A 21,827-nucleotide genomic window follows, 5' to 3' on the forward strand; every position below is an offset into this window, starting at 1 on the left:
GCTCTTCTCTCCCACCGAGGAGGCTGTTGCCGCCGCAGGGTGGGAGAAAGAGATCTCAAGTCGTTAGCCCGCAGAGCTAGACAAGAATAGCGGAGCGGGCTTGCTTAACGACGAAGGGCTCTTCTCTCCCACCGAGGAGGCTGTTGCCGCCGCAGGGTGGGAGAAAGAGATCTCAAGCCGTTAGTCCGCAGAACTAGACAAGGAAAGCGAGGGCGGCGTTTAGGGGCGTCAAGCAAAAGACGAGCGCTGCCAAAGCCGCTTTTTGACTTTGATAGGGCGCAGCTTTTGACCTCGAGCCCCTGTCGCCCGCAGTTGGACAACGAAATGCGGAAGATGTTTGGTCAGCGAACGCTGCACACTTCTTAACCGGTGAGGAGGAAGCGGCTGTAAGACTAAGTGGTTCGTCCGCGGAAAAGGGAGGGGATGAATCCAATAAACAAAACCAGGAGCGCCTGTTTCCCAACACGTCGTCTTGTGGGTACATATGCTACGCTAGTGAATAGAACACAATGGCACCCGTGAACTTCACCCAGTACGATGACAAAAAAAGCCGCCCTCTAGTATAATGGGCGGCTTTAAAAACATTTAGTTTTGCATCACAAAGTCATTAGAAGCTTGTTCTTCACCTTCAAACACGCGCAGTGTATTATACTTTGTATCTCGTTGCGCAGGGATTTTTCCTGCCTCACGGATCAAACGCAAAATTTCATTCGTATTTACTTTATGAGTCGCTCCCGCGGCTGAAACAACATTTTCTTCAATCATCGTACTACCAAAGTCATTGCAACCGAAATGAAGAGATTTTTTGCCGGTAGCCGGCCCCATTGTTACCCAAGAAGATTGGAAATTTGGTATGTTATCTAAAAACAGGCGGGAAATCGCCACATTTCGCAAATAACCTTCTGAGGTAATATGTTCACCTTTCATGTTGGTGTTATCTGATTGGAACGTCCAAGAAATAAAGGCAAGAAACGGATTAGCTTCATCTTGTGTCTCCCTGATTTTTTGCAGATGAATGGCCCGTTCTTCATTTGTTTCCCCTAAACCAATAACCATCGTAGCGGTACTGTGCAAGCCAATTTTCTTTGCGGTTTTCATACAATCCAACCATTGGTCAGCATTGCATTTTAACCGACTCACTTTCTTACGGATCGATTCGGTTAAAATCTCTGCTCCCCCTCCTGGGATAGAATCAAGGCCGGCATCTTTTAATTCCTGCAGTACTTCTTCAAGCGACAAACCGGAAACTTCCATCATTTTATAAATTTCAGAAGGAGAAAAAGAGTGCATGGTGATATCTGGGAACCGTTCTTTAATGCCGCGGAGCAAGTCGGTATAATAACTAAACGGCAAATCCGGATTCGTACCACCCTGCATCAAAATTTCTGTACCATCTACGTTCTGAGTTTCCTGGATTTTTTGATAAATTTCATCATAAGAAAGGGTGTAACCTTCTTCAGAACCGGGGCGGCGATAAAAAGCACAAAACCGGCAGTAGGTGTCACATAAATTCGTATGATTGACATTTCGCCCAATAACAAATGTTGTGACCGGATCAGGATGCCACTGTTTCATGACTTTATCTGCTGCTGCACCCATCTTTTCAATTTCATCGCTTTCGTAAAGGCGTACTGCATCTTCAATTTGAAGGCGTTCCCCGTTTACAGCTTTATCAAGAATATGGTCGATACTCATGACCTGAAAACCCCCAATATATACTAGTAACCTAGCATGTTCATTCCAACAAGCTTTAGATAAAGAGTACGTAAATTTAGATTGATCTCGTCATATCTTTCTCTAATATCCTATCATAGAACACTATATACTCCTAGTTTCTCGCCTTCATTTCTCTAAACGGGCTGGTTAATTGTGACGTCGATTCTTGCCAGTCAGGTAAAGGGGGCTCGTAAAGGGACGAATACGTTCCATAATCCGCTGTGCTTTAACTCGTTCTTCTCCACCTTTATGTGAATAGGCCATATGATTTTCAAGTTCATCATAGTCAAAATTAGACGTATAAATAGTTGGGAGCTTTTCCATCATCCTTTGTTGTAAAATGACGCCCAACACATCATCTCGAATCCACCCCGACATTGTCTCGGCACCAATGTCATCCATGATTAACACCTCTGCCTGCTGAACTTCCTCTAGTTTTTCCTGTACGGTTCCTTCAGCGATAGCCTGCTTCATTTCCCGGAAGAAATCTGGGGCATACATCATAATCGTTTTAACCCCACGCTCTGCCAGCACGTTAGCCACAGCTCCAGCAATAAATGTTTTTCCTACTCCAAATGATCCATGAATATACAGCCCGCTTCCATCTTCTCCGGGGAGAGCCTCGTGGGCAAACTCGAGCGCCTGCTGTGCAATTTTACTGCGTTCCTCATCCTCAGTATCAATGTGCAAGTCTGAAAATGTAGCATTCAAGATTTCATTCGGAATGTAATAGCTCTTAATTAAATGCTTCCGTCTTTTGAACTCATTATCTTCAACCTTTAAAAAACAAGGGTTGTAACGGGTATAAATACGGCCCCTTTCTACGTAAAGCTCTGGCTGGTAGCCTTGCATTAAATTAGGGCATTGACTGAGACCAGGGCACTGATCACAATTCTCCCATTCTTTTTTATACTCATATAATTTCATCACATCTTGAGTGATAACATCTTCTGAAAGTTCAGGATGACTTGATAAAAATGCTTTGACCCGTTCATTGTTAAAAATTCTTGTTTGAGCTTGCGCAAACCGTTCCTCAAACTGCTCTGAATTCATAAAGTCACGCATAGCTGATTGGATGGAGTCCATCATTTAGCCCTCCTTTCTTTCGTTGGTGTTTTGATATTTTTGCAGAAGTGCTTCAAATTTTTTCTTTTCTTGAGCCGTCCGTTCAGCTTTTTCGCTTTTTTCTTCAGGCGAGAGCTCTTCTTGCTTTTCAGTCATCCACTTAGGTAATTGCTCTTTGCGTTGATTCTTCTTGGGCTGCTGCGCTTCTTTTCCTCGCCCAGCCATTTGTTTTCGCTTTTCGTGTTCTTCTTTTGCAAGTTTCATAGCTTCAGCTGCTGTTTTTAATTTCTTTCGCGACCAGTGCCCGGCTATTTTTTGAACAAATGAAGGGTCTAATTTCATATTGTTTGTTTTCATTACATAGTCCACCAATACATTTGCTACACCTGGGGCCAATTGAAAGTCAACGAGTAAACTTTCGACCAAACGTGCATCAGAAAGCGGAACATGAGCCCCACCTGATATTGACTGTAAAAGCGTAATAGGAGGGGTCTCTTCAAAATACTGCAGCATTTTCTCTTCTTCTGTATCAGCAGACGTCACCTGATGATTTTGTTTATTGGGGTCTCGTTTTTTGTAACCAAGTGCTGGCGGTTCATGGCTTTGTTCAAATCGATACCAATTTTGAACATGTTTGCGCAAAGATGAAACATCGATAGTGCCATCGCTATCAAGGGATTTCTGCAGTTGGGCACTCATAGCAAGTTCATCAACTCGGTAAACAAACGCCAGGCGTTTAATGATTTCTTGGACAGAAGTAGTAAGAGCTTTTTCACTTTCAAAGAAAGAAGGAAGGTCTGTTTTTAATAAATCAAAATCAAAGCTTTCCTCGGTAAATGAAATCTTTTGTTGGCTGCTGCGACGTTTGACTAATGTTCCTTCTTCATATATCTCGGGGTCATTGACAAGCTCAGAATGATGTAAGGACTGAAAGGCTTCATCAAAGGACGCGGTCTTTTCTTCAGAGGGCCCATGAACCAACTCAGGGATAGCAAAGCGCGCTCGATATTCGCGGTATTTTTCTTTTCCTACACAATTAAATAAAAAAACGCTCAGTACATCGTCCTCGAAAAACTGAGCAGGGCCCATCGGTTCTTGTAATTCATATACCAATTGCCGTCCTTCGTTAGATTCTTTACTAAACGTCCGAAGCAGTCCGACGCCTTCTAGCCGCTTTCTAGCTTCAACCAAGTGATCAAGATCCATTTTTAAAAGGAGCATCAGTTCATGATGTGTTGATGCGTCACTTTGAAAACGGTCAAGCTCCAGCTTGCTCCAAAGTGTCATGTATAAGCTAACGGAGGAAGAACTGATCAGAGGCTGATATAAAAGAAGAAGCACTTTCATATCAAGGTCACTAATAGGAACTTTCACTTGAACCGTATAGCTATCAATCGGCACCAATTCTTTCCAATGCCAACTCATATCTGACTTCCTCCTCTTCTTCCCTTCTCCTTATTCTCGCGTTATGAGTAATTTGAAGAGTCATTCTTTTTCTTTTCCTGGTCTTGGTCGATAAGATCTTTAAGCTCCTGAATAAATACATTAATATCTTTAAACTGTCTGTATACAGAAGCAAACCGGACGTACGCTACATCATCTACACCCGCTAACCGCTTCATGACAAGCTCTCCTATATCTTCACTCCGAAATTCAGACACCCCTTCATTTCGAAGTTCTTGTTCCACTTTATTTACAATCCCTTCCAAAGTGTCCAGGGAAACAGGTCTCTTTTCACAGGCACGAATTAAGCCACGAAGCATTTTTTCACGTGAAAATTCTTCTCTCGTGCCTCCCTTTTTGACAACGATGAGAGGCAGCTCTTCTACGATCTCGAAAGTAGTAAAACGGTGTTCACACGTTTCACACTCCCGGCGCCTGCGAGTCGAACGGCCTTCATTACTCGGCCTAGAATCTAACACACGCGTTCCATTCGAATGACAAGCTGGACAGCGCATTTTATCAACTCCATCCCATCTCGCCGGTAATCCGACGCATCATACATACCTTAACTTATCTTATCATTCTCCTCCCCTCTTTGGAAAGCCATGAAATCTGGACAGTAAAGGAAACTAAAACTAAAAAAACCCCTGTATATACAGAGGTCTAGACAGACAATTCCTTTATGAAACTTGGGCGTTCCGGCTTAGTTTCTTTGCCATATGACGAGCAAGATCAATGACTCGGCAGGAATAGCCCCATTCATTGTCATACCATGCCAGTACTTTGACCTGCTTATCGTTTAACACAATAGTAGAAAGGCCATCTACAATACTGGAATGATCGTTTCCATTATAATCAATGGAAACAAATGGGCCGTCATTATAGGATAAAATTCCCTTCAGCTCGTTTTGAGCTGCCTGTTGAAATGCTGCATTGACTGCAGCAGCATCTGTAGCTTGCTCTATATCAACGACAAGGTCAACTAGCGAAACATTGGGAGTAGGAACACGCAAAGCCATGCCATGCATTTTCCCATCCAATTGCGGAAGGACCTTAGATATCGCTTTTGCTGCCCCAGTCGAGGTCGGAATGATAGATTGGCCGCAAGCTCTAGCGCGGCGCAGATCTTTATGTGGATTGTCGAGATTCTTTTGATCGTTTGTATAAGCGTGAACGGTCGTCATCATACCACTTTCAATACCAAATTTCTCATCTAGTACTTTTACAACAGGTGCTAAACAGTTTGTCGTGCAAGAAGCATTTGAGATTACATGATGAGTTTCATCATCGTATTCGCTTTCATTAACGCCCATAACAACAGTCAAATCTTCGCCTTTCCCGGGTGCAGTAATAATAACCTTTTTAGCTCCGGCTTCAAGATGGTATCCGGCAGTCTCTCTTTCTTTAAATTTACCGGTGGCTTCAATAACAATATCTATTTCCAACTCTCCCCAAGGAAGTGCTAACGGATCTCTGGATTGAAGGAGTTGTATAGGATGGCCGTCCACATAAATGGTGGATTCATCATGGGTAACTTCCCCTGTAAACGTCCCTTGCACACTATCATATTTCAGTAAATGAGCCAGTGTTTCAGCAGGGTAGCTTGCATTTATAGCTACTACTTCAAGCTCAGAATCCATCAATGCTTTGCGGCACGCCATCCGTCCAATTCGTCCAAAACCATTCACGGCAATTTTTGCTGTCATGTGAACAGCCCCCTATTTTGTGATATACTAAATTGCTTTATTTAATAATTAGTATATCACATTTTAAGAAAGCGGCAACACTTCACCGACAAATCGGGCACTTTTTTAAGAATAATTCCATTAAAAACAGCCTGAAATAGCGATATACACTTACTCAGGCTGTCTATATACCTATGGGTCGTCCGTTTCAGGTGGTAGTAGATGTGTTACTTCTTTGTTAAATAAATCGATATTAAACACTCAATTGAGCAATTAAACGTTAAGTCCCCATTGTTCTAACTGACGGAGCAGCTGCCTCTCAGTCTCTTCTTTAGAGCCATTATTATCAATGAAGGCGTCAGCATGTTCTATTTTGTCCACTAATGGCATTTGCGCGTTTAATCGTTGTTTTGCTTCCTCTTCGCCAGCTTGATCTCTTTCAGTTAATCGCTCTAATTGTACCTTTTCATCGACATAGACGAGCAGAACTTTATCTACCATGAAAAACAACTCATTCTCAATCAAAAGGGGAAGATCATACACGACATGTTCATACCCTTCATCCAGCCACTTTTCCTTTTCTTCGATCATTCGGCTTCGTATGGCAGGATGCATAATTTGATTTAATATCTCTCTTTTATCAGAAGATTTGAAAACTACCGTCCCTAATGCTTTTCTGTTTAAGGAACCATCTATATGTAAGACAGACGTCCCAAAGGCTTCGACAATCTGTTCGTATGCCGGCTCTCCTGGTTCTACAATTACTCTGGCAATTTGGTCGGCATCCACTAGCGGAAAACCTTGTTCTTGAAGCATGGAGGCAACGGTACTTTTCCCGCTGCCTATACCACCTGTTAAACCTATAATCATAACTGCTCTCCTTTTAATAGTTTCCTATCATTTGTTTAACCAATAACTTCTATAATTCCTAAAGCTATAAGCAATAAACCTGGCACATATGTTAATGCTTGCATAAATGGGAATTTTGCCAGCCAGTTTCCTCCTCGGATGCCAAGGGCAAGAAAGACAATACACATAATAGATACAGTAAATGCTAAGGCGGTTGCCGAGATTCCCATAAACGAAGCTCCAAGGCCTGCTCCAAACGCATCTAGTGATAGTGCAACTCCTAGTAGTAGTGCTTCTTTGAAACTGATAACGCCTGATCCATCGACATCGGCGCTGGTCGGTTTCCGAATAATACGAATAACTAGCCCCAGCCAGCGAATCTCAATATGGAAAAGGAGACGTTCCATCGATTCAATGCGCTGTTTCACTGGCTTATTTGATGGACGATCTTCTTTGCGATCTCCAGCATGAAGAAGTCCTTGATAAAATGCCCAGGCTCCGATACCAATCAAAATCCACCCACCTAAGGATTCAGCAACACGCGCCGGCAGATAAATTTGAAGTACATCTCCAGCGATAGAAGCTAAATACACAAAGAGAAACGAACATATAACAATACAAAGGTAAGCAAGCACCGATAGCCTGAGTGCTCGCATGCCATACGTTAAGCCAACGCCAAAACTATCCAGACTGACAGCGAAAGCTAGTAAGAATATTGAAAGCCATTCTGCCATATGTCGTAAGCTCCTTTATAGCAACTTTTACGATAGCATATGGCAATAGCCTATCCGAAGGAACACAAATTTCCATTTTATTTTTTACTTAATTAGTTATGGTTGACATACTGGGCAAAAATGCGTTCCGCGACCGGCCACCACTGTCTTTTCAATGGGCCCGGAACATCTTTGACACGGTTCCCCGGCCCTCCCATACACGAATAACTGCTGTTGAAAATAGCCCATCTCTCCATTCCCATTTAAATAAGACCGGACAGAAGTACCGCCTGCTTCTACTGCTTCTTCCAAAGTGGCCTTAATTTCAGCATGCAGGCGCTGCCATTCTTCCTCTTGTAAGTAAGCAGCCTGTCGTTCTGGCAAGATCCCGCTGCGAAACAGGGCCTCATCCACATATATATTGCCAAGTCCCGCTATAATGGATTGGTCCAACAAAACAGTTTTAATATTTCTGCTTGTTTTTTCACAAGCAGCTGGTAAATAAGAAGGAGTAAAATCTAGAGACAAAGGTTCAACTCCTAATTTTTTTAGCGGCTCCTGAGAGAATTCGGCTCCCTTCGGAAAGACATGCATGGTACCAAACTTCCGCACGTCCCGGTACCACAACTCTGTCCCATCTGTAAAATGGAAGCGGACATGTGTATGCTTATCAGGCTCTCCCTCTTTCATCTTATACTTTCCTTCCATTCTCAAATGGGAGACAAGGGTCACTTCATCACATTCAATCAACAAGAATTTGCCTCGTCGCTTAACCTCCTGAATGGTCTGTCCGGCTAAAAGAGAGATGAAAGCTTCCACATCATCCGGCTCTTTTATGATTTTTGCCCATGTTATCGACATCGTATCAATGGTTTTCCCTTTTATAAGTTCCCCTAACGTACGACGGACAGTTTCTACTTCTGGTAATTCCGGCATTCTTCCTCACCCATTTCTACTTCGCTTCAAACCAAGATGGACCATAAGAGACATCAGCTTTAAGAGGCACATCAAGGTCTGTCGTTTGTTCCATCACTTGAGGAACGAGATGCTTCATTCTCTCTAATTCATCTTCTGGAACTTCAAATATTAATTCGTCATGAACTTGTAAAAGCAAGCGGCTGCGTAAATTTTCTTCCAACAATACATATTCTAAATCAACCATCGCTTTTTTGATAATATCTGCTGCTGTCCCTTGAATTGGAGTATTCATAGCCGTACGCTCCGCAAAGCTTCTACGGTTAAAGTTACTGCTCGTTATCTCTGGAAGATATCTGCGTCGATGCATTTGGGTAGTCACGTACCCTTTTTCTCTAGCTTCATCTATTGCTTCTGTCATGTAATTCTGTACTTGCGGGTAGCTTTCAAAATATGCATCAATATACGCCTTTGCTTGTTTGCGTGTAATACCTAACGTCTGAGATAAACCGTAGTCACTGATGCCATAAACGATTCCGAAGTTAACGGCCTTGGCATTTCGTCTCATTTCACTGGTTACTTCATCTTCTTTTACTTGGTATACATCCATGGCTGTTTTTGTGTGAATGTCTCTCTCTTCGTTAAAGGCCGAAACAAGTCGTTCATCTTTTGAAATGTGAGCTAAAACCCGCAGTTCAATTTGCGAATAATCAGCAGCAAGCATGGACCAACCTTGTTCAGAGGGCACAAAGGCCTTGCGAATCTTTCGGCCTTCTTCCAGGCGGATAGGGATATTTTGCAAGTTTGGTTCAGCAGAGCTTAATCGCCCGGTTTGTGTCAGCGCCTGGTTAAACATAGTGTGAATTTTTGAAGTCTCAGGATGTACTACCTTTAACAACCCTTCGATATACGTCGATTTCAATTTTGACACTTGGCGATAATGAAGAAGCTTTGGAATAATCTCATGTTCATTTGCCAGCTTCTCGAGGATATCAGCTGAGGTTGAATAACCTGTTTTCGTTTTCTTTAATACCGGCAGCTCCAATTTTTCAAACAGGATAGGACCCAACTGTTTTGGTGAATTGATGTTGAATGATTCACCCGCAAGCTCATGAATTTCACCTTCAAGCTCAGCAAGCTTTTGCTCTAATTCCTTCCCCATTTTCTCCAGCTGACCTACATCCAGCTGTACGCCGTAAGTTTCCATCTTGGCTAAAATAATAGAGAGAGGCATTTCCAACTTTTTAAACAACACAGATTGTTCATTTGTTTCTAGTTCTTCATTTAATAAAGGAGCAAGCTGTTTCAGCGTATCAGCCTTTCTTGCCAAATGTTCAGCTAATATTTCCCGTTCTGGGGTGGTTTGTTTCGCCCCTTTTCCGTACACTTCATCATCATGGTAAGGAGCAGGAATTTCTTTTCTCTCAGCAATTGCTGTCAATGCATGAGAGGAAGAAGAAGGGTCAATCAAATACGAAGCAATTAAAGCATCAAAATTAACGCCGCGCAACTGAATTCCCCGCCATCCGAGCGAAACAAAAGCACGTTTTGCATCAAATACTTGTTTAAACTGGGTTTCATCTTCGGCCCATTCTCTAAACACTTCGGATGTAAGGGCAGTTTCTACATCTATGTAGTACTTGCCCATTTCATTTACAATAGCAATTCCCCAGATGTCTCCGTTATGATAATTCTCATGCGGCACTTCCACAAGTAACGCAGAAGGAGATTGAAATATGCTTTCCTCCACTGTCTCAACAATTGTAAAGTCGAGAGGGCTTAACTCTTTTTTCTCTGTTTCACCAGAGTCATCGATTGATTGTAACAACGAATTAAATTCAAGCTCTTTAAACAAGCGATATACTTCTCCAGCATCATATCCTTCGTAACCTGTGTCTGTAACCTTAGTTGGCACAGGGGCCTCCGTAAGAATCGTTGCCAGCTCCCTACTCATCTTCGCTTGTTCCTGGTTTTCTGTAAGCCGCTCTTTTAATTTTTTGCCGGAAATATTCTCAATGTTAGCTAACACATTTTCTAAGCTATCGTACTCTTTTAACAGTTTGATCGCAGTCTTTTCACCAACACCCGGTACCCCAGGGATATTGTCAGAACTGTCTCCCATTAAACCTTTCATATCAATTAATTGCAGCGGTGTCAGCTCGTACCTTTCTTTGAACGCCTTCACATCATATGTATCCAGGTTTGTCATACCTTTTCTTGTTAGAGAGACCGTTGTTTTTTCTGTAACAAGCTGAAGCAAATCTTTGTCTCCACTAAAAATACGAACTGTAAAGTCTTCAGCTTCGGCTTGTTTTGCTAATGTGCCGATAATGTCATCGGCTTCATATTGGTCAACTTCAACATGGGAGAGGCGGAAGGTGTCTAATAGTTTCCGCAAAAGTGGCAGCTGTTCTGATAATTCATGCGGCGTCTTTTCTCTTCCGCTTTTGTACTCCTCGAACGTCCCATGCCGAAATGTCGTCTTCCCCGCATCGAAAGCCACCAGCATATGGCTTGGCTTTTCTTCCTCCAGCACTTTTAACAGCATGGTTGTAAAACCATAGACCGCGTTTGTGTATACACCTTTATCGTTGGTAAGCAGCGGCAACGCATGAAAGGCTCGAAAAGCAACGCTATTGCCGTCCACTAAAACTAGTTTCTTCATTAGATAGCTCCCTTCTCGTACATGTCTGCTCTTAATTTGCACATGGTCTTTTTATTTTATCATACGACCACGCTCCAGTAGAAAAACCGGCTCCTTTCACAATGGAAAAGAACCGGTTTTTTGTTAGTCGGTATAGCCCATTAATATTCGAGCATACGGTGAATCAGCTGGTAATACAATTACCGTCTCATCATCAATGGTTACTTCATAGCTTTGTAGTGTGCGATAAAATTCGTAAAAATCATTATCTACACTATATGCATCATTGTAAATAGCGGCAGCTTCTGCTTCTCCTCCACCGCGAATTTCTTCGGCATCTGCCTCTGCTTCGGCCACCATTTCCTGTACTTCCCGGTCGGTTTCTGCTCGAATCCGAGTAGCTTCGGCATCTCCTTCAGATAAATATTCTTGAGCAATTGATTCACGTTCTGAGATCATTCGGTCGTGAATGGCCCGTTCATTATCTTCCGGTAAATCCGTTCGCTTAATACGAACGTCGGTAATTTCAAGGCCGTATGAATCACGCTCGAGCATTTCATTCACGCGATCGCGAATATTTTCATTAATATCTCCTCGGGCCGACTCCTCTTCGTTAATGATTTCATCATATTCCATTGTCCCGAGTTCTGAACGCAGGACAGAATTAATAAAGTTGGCCATGATCGACTCTGCGTTTTGAATCGTACGTGCATTGGAAATCATCTCTCCTGGGTCACTCACTTGCCAGACAGCGTAATTATCTACGAGCATTCGCTTCGTGTCACTAGTTGTGATTTCGGTAGGTTCCACATCATAACTCATTTGATGGCGCGGCAGCGACTCTACCGTTTGAATGAATGGCACTTTCATTTTAAGGCCTGGATCATCTTCAATTCGGATCACTTCACCAAACTGACGGACCACCTTATATTCGTTCTGCTCAACGATAAACATATTGGCGATGAAGATAATGACTGCAGCCACTAAACCTATCACAACAAGAGCAAGCTTAATCCACTTTCCATAGCCGCCAGGAGGCTGCTTTTCTTTTAAATCCACTATATTATCTGTCATTAGCTGCCGCCTCCTTGTGCTCCACTAGGCTGGTTATCTAGCGGACGTATCGGCAAATAATTCACGGTATCGTTATTGCTGTCCATAATGTAAATTTCTGTGCCAGGCATTACTTTTTCTAGGGTCTCTAAGACGAGACGCTGACGTGTAACCTCAGGGTCGTTTACGTATTCATCATATAATTCAGTAAAGAGCATCGCTTCGCCGCGTGCGGTTTCCACCCGCTCTGCTTCTTCACCTTGTGCCCGGGAAATGATAGCATCGACTTCACCTTCAGCTTCATTCATTTCCTGATTGCGATAACGATTTGCTTCATTGATCTTCGTCAGCCGTTCTTCTCTCGCATCTGTTACACGCGTAAATGCTTGCCGAACTTCCTCTGTTGGCAATTCAATATCTTGCAGTTTGGCATCTAAGACCGTGATTCCAATTTCACGCTTTTCAATCAGCTTACTTACATTTTCAAACACTTCGGCCTCTATTTCGGCTCGACGGTCTGTTAACACGTCATCAATTTCTGACGTTCCTACTACTTCCCGGAGCGAAGCTGAAGTAGCGTTATAAAGAATGGTTTCTGGCTCTTGTGCGTTAAATAAGTATTGACTTGGGTCTGTGATCCGCCATTGAACGACGAGGTCTGCAAATACTATGTTTTCATCCCCGGTAATCATTTTAGCTTCATCTATATAGTCGGTTACTTCCCCATCTTCTTCTTCATAACCAACACGGGTGCTTTGTGTTGAGACTTCTAATGTTTCTACACGTTGAATCGGCCATGGCAATTTAAAATTAAGACCAGGCTCTGAAACGGTCTGATCAACTTGGCCAAAGGTGATAACAGCGGCCTCTTCAGACTCATCGACGGTATACCAGCCTGTGATCAGAAACAAGGCTAAAATAACAATACCAATCAAAGCACAAAGGCCTAAGACCAGTTGTTTCACGGTAACCATTTTCTCTTCTCCCCCTTACAATTTTTCACTTTTTATATAGGAACCCTTACCTACATTCTTCGCTATTTTATAGCAATCTTTTTTATTATAGTACAAAAAAAACAAATAACCTATGATTCTTCCAATTTTTTTTTAAAATAGGGAGTTTGGCACGCCCCTATTCATTGTTGTACAGCTTTATTTCAATCGTTTCCTTCCTCCTTCTTCCATCTGACTCTTTTTCTACATTTTTAAATACGTCGGAGTGTAGGAGAACGTTTCACTCATAGTGAAACCAATTTTAAGAGAACGTTTGTATGAAACATTGTTGAGAGGCTTTATTTAAGACCATTGAGGCTCTTAATAGGGTTGATTGAAGCGAAGGAGGCGTGGCCTCAGCAAGAACAGAACCATAAAAAAACGAGAGCATGGGGGGTGCTCTCGCCTACAATAGGGGATAGGCATCCTACTATGAGTAACATCATAAGAGGCGCCGTTCGATCTTATCATAGCAATTTATTTTGAAGGCCGTATTAACTATACGTTAAGAATGTGTAAATCTACCTTATAAAAAACGTTGCCGATTAAACGTAAGAGTAAAGCGAGTCCCATAAGATATAGTGCTTTCCACTTCAATTTTTCCTCCATGAGCATCTGTTAAATGTTTTACGATAGCAAGACCTAACCCAGTGCCTCCCGAATTTCGACTGCGGGCTTTATCCACACGGTAAAACCTTTCGAAAATCCTTGGAATCTCTTCTTCTGAAATTCCTTCACCGGTATCTACTACAATAATCTCAATTTCTTCGGCTTTTCCGTTGACAGCCACATTAACTTTACCTTCTTCAGGTGTATAAGCAATGCTGTTATTGATAAGGTTAATCAAGATCTGCTTTAACCTGGCTGAATCACTTTCAAACCAGGTATCACCAGAGATCGTCATATCCAATTCAATCTGCTTGGTCTGTGCTTTCGGTTTTAATAACTCAGCCACTTCTACTGCTACTGTTTCGGCTTCAACCCAGCCCCAATTTAATTGAAAATACTCTTGTTCTATTTTGGAAAGTTCCAACAGGTCTGTAATTAAATCCTGCAGCCTATCACTTTCTTTCCATATAATATCTAAAAACTGCTCCCGCAACTCAGGTGTTTCCATAGCTCCATCAAGTAATGTCTCAGCAAATCCTTTTAAGGAAGTGACGGGAGTCTTTAATTCATGCGAAACATTTGCTACAAAATCTTTTCTAATTTGTTCCAGTCGTTTAAGCTCAGAAATATCATGAAGCACAATGACTACTCCTCGAAGCTTCGAATCCGCACTCATGATCGGCGCACCGTGCAAATCATAATGGCGCATTTCAATTGAGCCTCTTACTGAAATTTGGCCATGGTAACTTTCTTCCGTAATAAAAATTTGCTGAATAGCTTGAACAACATCCTGGTCCTTAATGACTTCGTAATAGGTTTCATCTAACCAAGCGCTCACATCTGCTTCAAAAATTTCATGACACGCTCGGTTGATCAGCGTTATATCCCCCCGATGATCAATAAAAAACAGACCACTGCCCATATTCTCAATTAACGTTTTCAAACGTTCCTGCTGACTTTGATAACTTGCTGTAATCTGGTCCAGATTGTAAGCTAGCGCATTAACCGACTGTGTCAGTTCCCCAATTTCATCAGCAGATTGTTCATACGTACGTGCCTTAAAATTTCCTTTGGCTAATTCGTGAGCCACTTTTGTTACTTGACCAATTGGCTTTGTCAATTGGTTGGTGATCCGATAAGTTAATACTACAATTAAAATAAAAGCAACCGTAAATGTAATACCGATAAACATCCATATATTTTGATTCACATAATTAAATTCTGCTGTCGGCATGCCAAGACGCAGGTACCCTTGTGGTTCCTCTGTAGACCCAATCGGCTGAACAGAAAACATGAGCTCTTCTCCACTAGCTTGACTTTCGCGAACATAGCCTCCCTCGCCATTTTCTAAAGCTTCCAGATTTTCTGGTGGCGATCCGTTTTCTTCTAATCCAACCCGTGCCTCTTCTGTATCTTCAATAATGTAACCGTCTTCCGTTAACAATGTCACCCTTAGGTCTAAGCGTTCGCCAACTTGCTCAGTTAATACTTCAAGCCCCTCATCTTCCATACCGTGGTCTTCAAAGGTTAAAGCTGCTAACTCTGCTTCTTTTGATAACCGTTCAGAGAGTTGGTCTACATAAACATCTTCAACGAGTTGAGCAATCAAAAACCCTAATGCTGATAGCACAAAAAATATGACAATAACCATGCCGCTGACTAAACGAGTACGAAATTTCATCATCGTTTAAACGGTTCCTCTAATTTATAGCCCAACCCGCGAATCGTTTTAATGTAAATCGGCTTTTTGCTGTTCGGTTCAAATTTATCCCGGAGATGACTGATATGAACATCAACGATCCTAGTATCTCCTACAAATTCATAATTCCAAACTGCATTTAATAACTGATCTCTTGTTAGTACCCTGCCTTTGTGATGAATAAGGTAGAGCAATAGTTCAAACTCCTTAGGTGTCAGATCCACCGGGTTGCCTTCAAAATACACTTCATAATTATGTGGGTACAGTGTGAGGCTGCCTAGATGTATGACTTCCTCATCCTCTTTTTCTTTCCCACCTGCGGGCAAGTGCTCCACTCTTCGCAAAATCGCCCGCACTCTAGCTGTTAATTCCCGAGGACTAAATGGCTTTGTCATATAATCGTCAGCACCTAGTTCTAAACCAAGCACTTTATCGAATTCATCGTCTTTAGCAGTTAACATTAGAATAGGAACAGATTGGTTATACTGACGGACTTGTCTACACACTTCCAGCCCATCCAACTCAGGAATCATCAGGTCGAGAACGATTAAATCATAGGAGATTTTCTTAGCTTTTTCTAATGCCGTTTTTCCGTCCATAGCCGTATTCACTTCATAACCGGATTGCTCTAAATTATAAGTAAGCAGGGTGATAATTGACTCTTCATCATCTACAACAAGCAGCTTTTGTGTCATTTGTTTGACGCCTCCGTTTTCCTTCACGACACGTGAATCTGTATTAGAACGGCGGGCCTCTTATGTTAACCCGTTGTGAGCTGTTTAATATGAACCCCTATTGTATCTATATTAATATGAAATAACTATATAATTCCCCACAGTTAGTATACTATATTTCCCTTTCTTATGAAATTCGACCTCAGCCCATGTTCGTCATTTTAGTCATCTTTATTTTTTTGCTATTCTGCCGTTTTAAGAAGTTTCTATAACGGGAAGCAGCGTAAGAGAACTCATTTTCCTTACTTATAAAAGCTCTGTTAAAGGTTGTGGTTAACCTTCTGGAAAGGTAGGGCTTCTACGCAATAATCAAGCCTGGTGAGCCTCCGCATTGCATTAGCTAAGAAGGCTGTGTTTAGCCCGTGGAAAAAAAGCCTTCGAAGTAATATCACCTCCTTTTTTACGGAGCCTAAAAAAGTCCTGCACTAAGTGAAGTTCTAAAAGCTAATACGAGGAGGTAAGAAAATGAAGGATTTTTTATCAAAGCTGCTCATCCCAATGAGCATGATTCTCATAGCAGCTGGATGTGGTGATCCGGATGACCCGGATGAAAATGAAAATGAACCAATTGCCGAAAACGATAATGAAGAGGTAGCAGAAGAAGAGGAAGAAGCAGGCGAAGAAGCAAATGAAAATAATAATAAGCAAGAAGAGGCTCCGCACGTTGAAGCCGAACTTATCAATGAAGAGGAAGATGAAATCGGGAATGTCTCTTTCTTTGAAGCAGAGGAAGGAACATTGGTGGTGGCAGATATCGACCAAATTGAGGAAGGACCGCACGGCTTTCATATTCATGAGGAAGCTGCTTGCGACCCAGAAGATGAAGAAGGAGCATTTATGTCTGCTGGAGGGCATTATAATCCGGATGACGAAGAACACCCTCATCATGCCGGGGACATGCCACCGCTTTTTGGAATGAGTGATAATAGTGCGTATATGGAAGTAAAAATGGATGCGTTCGCTCCTGAACAGCTTGAAGAAGATGACGTAGCTGTAATTGTTCATGAAGACCCTGATAATTTCGCGCATATACCTGAACGCTATCAATCCGAAGAAAGTGAAGAGCCCGGAGCAGATGATGAGAGCTTAGATACCGGGGATGCTGGGGATCGTTATGCTTGTGGCGAAGTCAACAGTATAGATGAAGATGAGGATTAAATATGGGCAGTAGAAAACCCGAACCTTTGTATAGAAAGGTTCGGGTTTTCTCATTAAGATGATTTATAGGTGCTATCTTCTAGTGTAGAGCCCTTTTAACCCTTCTCCTTAAGCTAGTTACTTAGGACGGCAGGGAAGACATTACACTTTTTACTGAATCGACAGACTTAGCAAACTCCTGCTTTTCTTCGTCTGTCAAATCCAACTCGATGACTTTCTCAATACCGTCTCCCCCTAAAATGGTAGGGACGCCTACGTACAAGTCACTATACCCATATTCTCCTTCGAGATAAGCAATGGTTGGCAATACACGCTTTTTGTCCTTAACAATAGCTTCAACCATCTCAGTTAAAGCAGCAGCAGGCGCATAATACGCACTTCCATTACCTAGAAGCTGCACAATTTCGCCTCCACCTTTCCGCGTACGTTCAATAATAGCATCAATTCGATCTTGTGGAATTAGCTTTGTAAGTGGCACACCGCCTGCGTTGGAATAACGAATCAGCGGCACCATATCATCACCATGTCCTCCAAGAACAAAACCTTGAATATCTTGGACAGATAAATTCAATTCTTGAGCTACAAACGTACGGAAACGAGCAGTATCAAGTACGCCTGACTGGCCAATCACCCGGTTTTTAGGGAAGCCAGATGCCTGATAAACAGCATACGTCATTGCATCTGCTGGGTTTGTCAATACGATAATATAACAGTCTGGGGAATGCTTTACCACTTCTTTTGTAACAGATTCCATAATCTTTGCATTGGTGTTCACAAGGTCATCACGGCTCATGCCAGGTTTTCTGGCAATACCTGCAGTAATGACAACAACATCTGAACCAGCTGTATCCTCATAACTTGAAGTCCCAGTTACATTCACGTCAGATCCTTCAACAGGAGTTGCTTCTAACATATCAAGCGCTTTTCCTTTTGTCGGATCTTCATTATCTGGAATATCCACAAGCACTACATCGCCAAGTTCTTTTTGTGCTACCATCAGTGCAGTTGTTGCTCCGGTGAAACCAGCACCAATAACAGATACTTTTCTGCGTTTAATGGTCATCTATACTTCCCCCCTGGATTTATAAATTTTCAATTAGCGCATCCGCGAATTCAGAACATTTCACTTCAGTTGCCCCATCCATAAGCCGGGCAAAATCATAAGTAACAACTTTATCGCCAATTGTTTTATCCATCGCTGCAAGCACACGATCTGCAGCTTCAACCCAGCCAAGATGGCGAAGCATAAGCTCACCGGAGAGGATAACAGAAGACGGGTTTACTTTATCCAATCCTGCATATTTTGGAGCCGTTCCATGCGTTGCTTCAAAAATAGCATGGCCTGTCTCATAGTTGATGTTGGCGCCAGGAGCAATTCCTATCCCGCCAACTTGTGCAGCAAGCGCATCAGACACATAATCGCCGTTCAAGTTCATAGTTGCTACCACATCAAATTCTTTTGGACGTGTTAAAATTTGCTGAAGGAAGATATCGGCAATTGAATCTTTAATAATGATTTTGCCGTTTGCTTCCGCTTCATCCTGCTTTTTGTTAGCAGCTTCTTTGCCTTCTTTTTCTACGATTTCATCGTACTCGCGCCATGTAAAGACTTTATCGCCGAACTCACGCTCAGCTAAATCGTAGCCCCAAGCTTTGAAAGAACCTTCAGTGAACTTCATAATATTTCCTTTGTGAACAAGGGTAACACTTGATTTCCCTTCATTAATAGCAAATTCAATAGCAGAACGAACGAGACGTTCTGTACCTTCTTTGGAAACAGGTTTAATGCCAATCCCAGAAGTTTCAGGGAAACGAATGTTTTCAGTTCCCATTTCTTCTTGCAAGAAGTCAATCACTTTCTTTACTTCTGGAGTGCCAGCTTGATATTCGATGCCTGCATAAATATCTTCAGTATTTTCACGAAAAATTGCCATATCTACTTCTTCTGGATGCTTTACTGGAGATGGCACTCCAGTAAAGTGACGTACTGGGCGCAAGCATGTAAACAAGTCCAACTTTTGGCGCAGCGCTACGTTAAGGGAACGAATGCCTCCACCGATTGGCGTTGTAAGTGGCCCCTTAATCGCAATTAAATATTCACGGATCGTTTCAAGGGATTCGTCCGGAAGCCATTCTCCTGTTTGATCATGTGCTTTCCCACCAACGAGAATCTCTTTCCATTCGATTTGTTTCTCGCCATTGTATGCTTTTTCTACAGCTGCATCTAGTACTCGTGAAGCAGCTGCCCAAATATCAGGGCCAATGCCGTCCCCTTCAATATATGGAATAACTGGTTGATTTGGTACATTTAGTTTTCCGTTGCTTTCAGTAATTTTTTCTCCTGCCAATTCAATTCCCTCCTAAATGAAGTATAAAATGTAACTTCTTAATGTATGTAGCGGAAGAGCAGAAGCTCTTCTCGTTACCGCTTTTCCAATGGTATATACGCTTGTTTACCTGGACCAACATATTCTGCGCGTGGTCGAATTAGCCTGTTGTCGGCAAACTGTTCCAGAATGTGAGCCAACCACCCCGAAACTCGGCTAGTAGCAAAGATTGGAGTGAACAAATCATGATCAATTCCAAGACTGTGGTAAACCGAAGCGGAATAGAAGTCAACGTTAGGCGGCAAATTCTTTTCGCGCGTAACAATCTCTTCCATTTTAACCGACATGTTATACCACTTGTCTTCTCCAGTAATCCCTGTTAGTTTCTTGGACATTTCACGTAAATGTTTAGCACGTGGGTCTCCTTGCTTATATACCCGATGTCCAAAGCCCATAATCTTTTCTTTATTGTCAAATGCTTGCTTCAAATACGGTTCGACTTGGTCAACACTGCCGATCTCGGTAAGCATAGCCATTACCCGTTCATTGGCTCCACCGTGAAGCGGACCTTTTAATGCTCCAATTGCAGCTGTAACCCCTGAATAAACATCGGAGAGAGTAGCAACACAAACGCGTGCAGTAAAGGTAGAAGCGTTCAATTCATGGTCAGCATGAAGCACAAGAGCCTTATTAAATGCGTCTACAGATATTTCATCAGGGTCTTCTTCATTTAGCATATACAAGAAGTTTGCCGCAAAGCTTAGACCTTCTTTTGGCTCCACAGGTTCTTTCCCATTACGAAGACGAGCAAACGCAGTCACAATGGTTGGGATTTTGGCCTGAAGACGAATAGCTTTACGCTTATTTGCTTCTTCATTCATTTCATCAGCTTCACTGTCATAAAGACCTAGTTGAGAAACTGCTGTACGTAAAGCTGCCATCGGATGAACCTCATCAATCGGGTACGCTTTCATATAGTCTAATACTTCTTTTGGAACACTCATATTAGCAGCTAAATCTTTCGTCAAATCATCTAGTTCCTCTTTGTTTGGAAGACGTCCATTCCATAACAAGAAAATCACTTCTTCAAATGAAGCATTTTCTGCTAAATCATCGATGTTATACCCTTGATATGTAAGGACATCATCAATGATGGAGCTAACGCTTGACGATGTTGCAACTACCCCTTCAAGACCGCGAGTTGTACTCATGTTCATCTCTCCTTTAATGAGTTGTAACTTTTCTTTTTTTCTTAAAAATCACCATCCGCATGTCAATCAAGCTAGGCTTTTAGCCAGAGGTTACAAGCCTCTTCATGTACATTCATCCATTGCAGAAACATTTCGCTCACTTTTCCTTTTAAACTTATGTAGGCAAAGGATTCAGGAACCCAAAACAATTATAAACAAGTTTTACGGTTTTGTGAATATTTGAACTTCACTCTTTGCATACGCTATCAAAAGTTTCATTTGTCTAACAATTCTGTGCCTTTTTAAACCCCAATGGAAGACACTGCCTCAACAATTTTCATAATCACCCAGGCAATACCAGCGCCTATAAGCGGTCCAACTGCCACTCCATTAAAAAAAGCTACAGCTAAAATCGTCCCAATAATTAAAGCGGCGGTGATGTGAGGATCATTTTGTAACAGTTCCACTCCTCCACGGGCAATCAGGGCTACGGCTATCCCTGCTCCTAGCGCAATCCAAGCATAAGAGGAACGTACCGCTTCCTGAAGTTCTTTAAACCCTATTTCACCTGTAACAATGGGAATAAGCACAGCTATTGTTAATACAGTTACTCCAATTTGAATACCTCGTTCTTCCATAAAAGGAAAAACACGGTCCCCTAAACCAACCCACTTAAGAATAAGCAATATGGCAATAGCAGCAATGAGGGTTTGATTCTTACCAATTAAACCAATCGCAAGTAAAATGAGCAAAAAATAAGTCGGTTGTGTAAACACACGTCTTGCCGTCCTTCCACTAGCTGTCCCATCTTTTATCCTAGCATAATTTTCAGTAATTCTCCATCAGTATGATAAAGAAAAAAAGAGAGTACTCAGTTGCTGCTTAAATTTTATAAGTTTTATTACATTGAATTATACTTACACCTTTAGCATTATAGACTTTTCCTCATTACATGCAGAGAATTGTAAATGGTCGCTGTTGATTTCATCAGTCATTTCCCTGCCATCTATCTTATGCTTATCTCTAAGAGTCTCG

Annotated in this window: 18 protein-coding genes; 1 reads left to right on the forward strand and 17 read right to left on the reverse strand. The window is 42.1% G+C overall.

Going from position 1 to position 21,827, the window contains the following annotated elements:
* Positions 1 to 585: 585 nt before the first annotated feature.
* The 13 genes from mqnC to D469_RS0102095 all read right to left on the reverse strand — a co-directional run bounded on the left by mqnC (position 586) and on the right by D469_RS0102095 (position 16,078).
* Positions 586 to 1,695 carry a cyclic dehypoxanthinyl futalosine synthase gene (gene mqnC / locus D469_RS0102030; RefSeq protein ID WP_018921692.1) on the reverse strand — a complete coding sequence of 370 codons (1,110 nt, stop codon included), beginning with the start codon at positions 1,693 to 1,695 and terminating at the stop codon, positions 586 to 588.
* A gap of 168 nt (positions 1,696 to 1,863) precedes the next feature.
* Positions 1,864 to 2,805: a primosomal protein DnaI gene (gene dnaI, locus D469_RS0102035; RefSeq protein ID WP_018921693.1), complete on the reverse strand. Its 942-nt coding sequence runs from the start codon at positions 2,803 to 2,805 to the stop codon at positions 1,864 to 1,866.
* A complete protein-coding gene (locus D469_RS0102040) occupies positions 2,806 to 4,206 on the reverse strand; it encodes a replication initiation and membrane attachment family protein (RefSeq protein ID WP_018921694.1) in 1,401 nt (466 codons plus the stop codon). It lies immediately after the preceding gene.
* A gap of 41 nt (positions 4,207 to 4,247) precedes the next feature.
* Positions 4,248 to 4,739 (reverse strand): transcriptional regulator NrdR, encoded by a 492-nt coding sequence (nrdR, locus tag D469_RS0102045; RefSeq protein ID WP_018921695.1) that lies wholly within the window; start codon positions 4,737 to 4,739, stop codon positions 4,248 to 4,250.
* Positions 4,740 to 4,904: 165 nt separating this feature from the next.
* A complete protein-coding gene (locus D469_RS0102050) occupies positions 4,905 to 5,930 on the reverse strand; it encodes a glyceraldehyde-3-phosphate dehydrogenase (protein ID WP_018921696.1) in 1,026 nt (341 codons plus the stop codon).
* Positions 5,931 to 6,182: 252 nt separating this feature from the next.
* Positions 6,183 to 6,779, reverse strand: a complete 597-nt coding sequence (gene coaE, locus D469_RS0102055) for a dephospho-CoA kinase (RefSeq protein ID WP_018921697.1) — start codon at positions 6,777 to 6,779, stop codon at positions 6,183 to 6,185.
* Between the two features lie 35 nt (positions 6,780 to 6,814).
* On the reverse strand, positions 6,815 to 7,492 hold the full coding sequence (ytaF, locus tag D469_RS0102060; RefSeq protein WP_018921698.1) for a sporulation membrane protein YtaF: 678 nt from the start codon (positions 7,490 to 7,492) through the stop codon (positions 6,815 to 6,817).
* 96 nt (positions 7,493 to 7,588) lie between these two features.
* Entirely contained in the window at positions 7,589 to 8,407 is an 819-nt protein-coding gene (gene mutM, locus D469_RS0102065) for a DNA-formamidopyrimidine glycosylase (RefSeq protein ID WP_018921699.1), read from the reverse strand.
* Positions 8,408 to 8,423: 16 nt separating this feature from the next.
* The gene (polA, locus tag D469_RS19420; protein WP_018921700.1) at positions 8,424 to 11,051 is read right to left on the reverse strand and encodes a DNA polymerase I; all 2,628 of its coding nucleotides are present in this window, start codon (positions 11,049 to 11,051) and stop codon (positions 8,424 to 8,426) included.
* 123 nt (positions 11,052 to 11,174) lie between these two features.
* Positions 11,175 to 12,104, reverse strand: a complete 930-nt coding sequence (hflC, locus tag D469_RS0102080; RefSeq protein ID WP_018921701.1) for a protease modulator HflC — start codon at positions 12,102 to 12,104, stop codon at positions 11,175 to 11,177.
* The gene (gene hflK, locus D469_RS0102085) at positions 12,104 to 13,057 is read right to left on the reverse strand and encodes an FtsH protease activity modulator HflK (RefSeq protein ID WP_018921702.1); all 954 of its coding nucleotides are present in this window, start codon (positions 13,055 to 13,057) and stop codon (positions 12,104 to 12,106) included. Before hflK ends, hflC begins: the two co-directional genes overlap by 1 nt.
* Positions 13,058 to 13,601: 544 nt before the next feature.
* Positions 13,602 to 15,368 (reverse strand): two-component system histidine kinase PnpS, encoded by a 1,767-nt coding sequence (pnpS, locus tag D469_RS0102090; protein WP_018921703.1) that lies wholly within the window; start codon positions 15,366 to 15,368, stop codon positions 13,602 to 13,604.
* Complete coding sequence (locus tag D469_RS0102095; RefSeq protein WP_018921704.1) at positions 15,365 to 16,078, reverse strand: response regulator transcription factor; 714 nt, start codon at positions 16,076 to 16,078, stop codon at positions 15,365 to 15,367. The genes pnpS and D469_RS0102095 overlap by 4 nt, the downstream gene beginning before the upstream one ends.
* Positions 16,079 to 16,582: 504 nt before the next feature.
* Between D469_RS0102095 and D469_RS20890 the strand changes: the two genes are divergently transcribed.
* Positions 16,583 to 17,275 (forward strand): superoxide dismutase family protein, encoded by a 693-nt coding sequence (locus D469_RS20890; RefSeq protein ID WP_018921705.1) that lies wholly within the window; start codon positions 16,583 to 16,585, stop codon positions 17,273 to 17,275.
* Between the two features lie 121 nt (positions 17,276 to 17,396).
* Here D469_RS20890 and mdh read toward each other — a convergent pair whose 3' ends face one another.
* From mdh to D469_RS0102120, 4 genes are all read right to left on the reverse strand, one after another.
* The gene (mdh, locus tag D469_RS0102105; RefSeq protein WP_018921706.1) at positions 17,397 to 18,338 is read right to left on the reverse strand and encodes a malate dehydrogenase; all 942 of its coding nucleotides are present in this window, start codon (positions 18,336 to 18,338) and stop codon (positions 17,397 to 17,399) included.
* A 19-nt stretch (positions 18,339 to 18,357) separates the two neighbouring features.
* A complete protein-coding gene (icd, locus tag D469_RS0102110) occupies positions 18,358 to 19,623 on the reverse strand; it encodes an NADP-dependent isocitrate dehydrogenase (RefSeq protein ID WP_018921707.1) in 1,266 nt (421 codons plus the stop codon).
* A gap of 74 nt (positions 19,624 to 19,697) precedes the next feature.
* Positions 19,698 to 20,813, reverse strand: a complete 1,116-nt coding sequence (citZ, locus tag D469_RS0102115) for a citrate synthase (RefSeq protein WP_018921708.1) — start codon at positions 20,811 to 20,813, stop codon at positions 19,698 to 19,700.
* A gap of 281 nt (positions 20,814 to 21,094) precedes the next feature.
* The gene (locus tag D469_RS0102120; protein ID WP_018921709.1) at positions 21,095 to 21,568 is read right to left on the reverse strand and encodes a DUF441 domain-containing protein; all 474 of its coding nucleotides are present in this window, start codon (positions 21,566 to 21,568) and stop codon (positions 21,095 to 21,097) included.
* Positions 21,569 to 21,827: the final 259 nt, after the last annotated feature.

The sequence above is a fragment of the Salsuginibacillus kocurii DSM 18087 genome, from assembly GCF_000377705.1.
Classification (GTDB): Bacteria; Bacillota; Bacilli; order Bacillales; family Marinococcaceae; genus Salsuginibacillus; species Salsuginibacillus kocurii.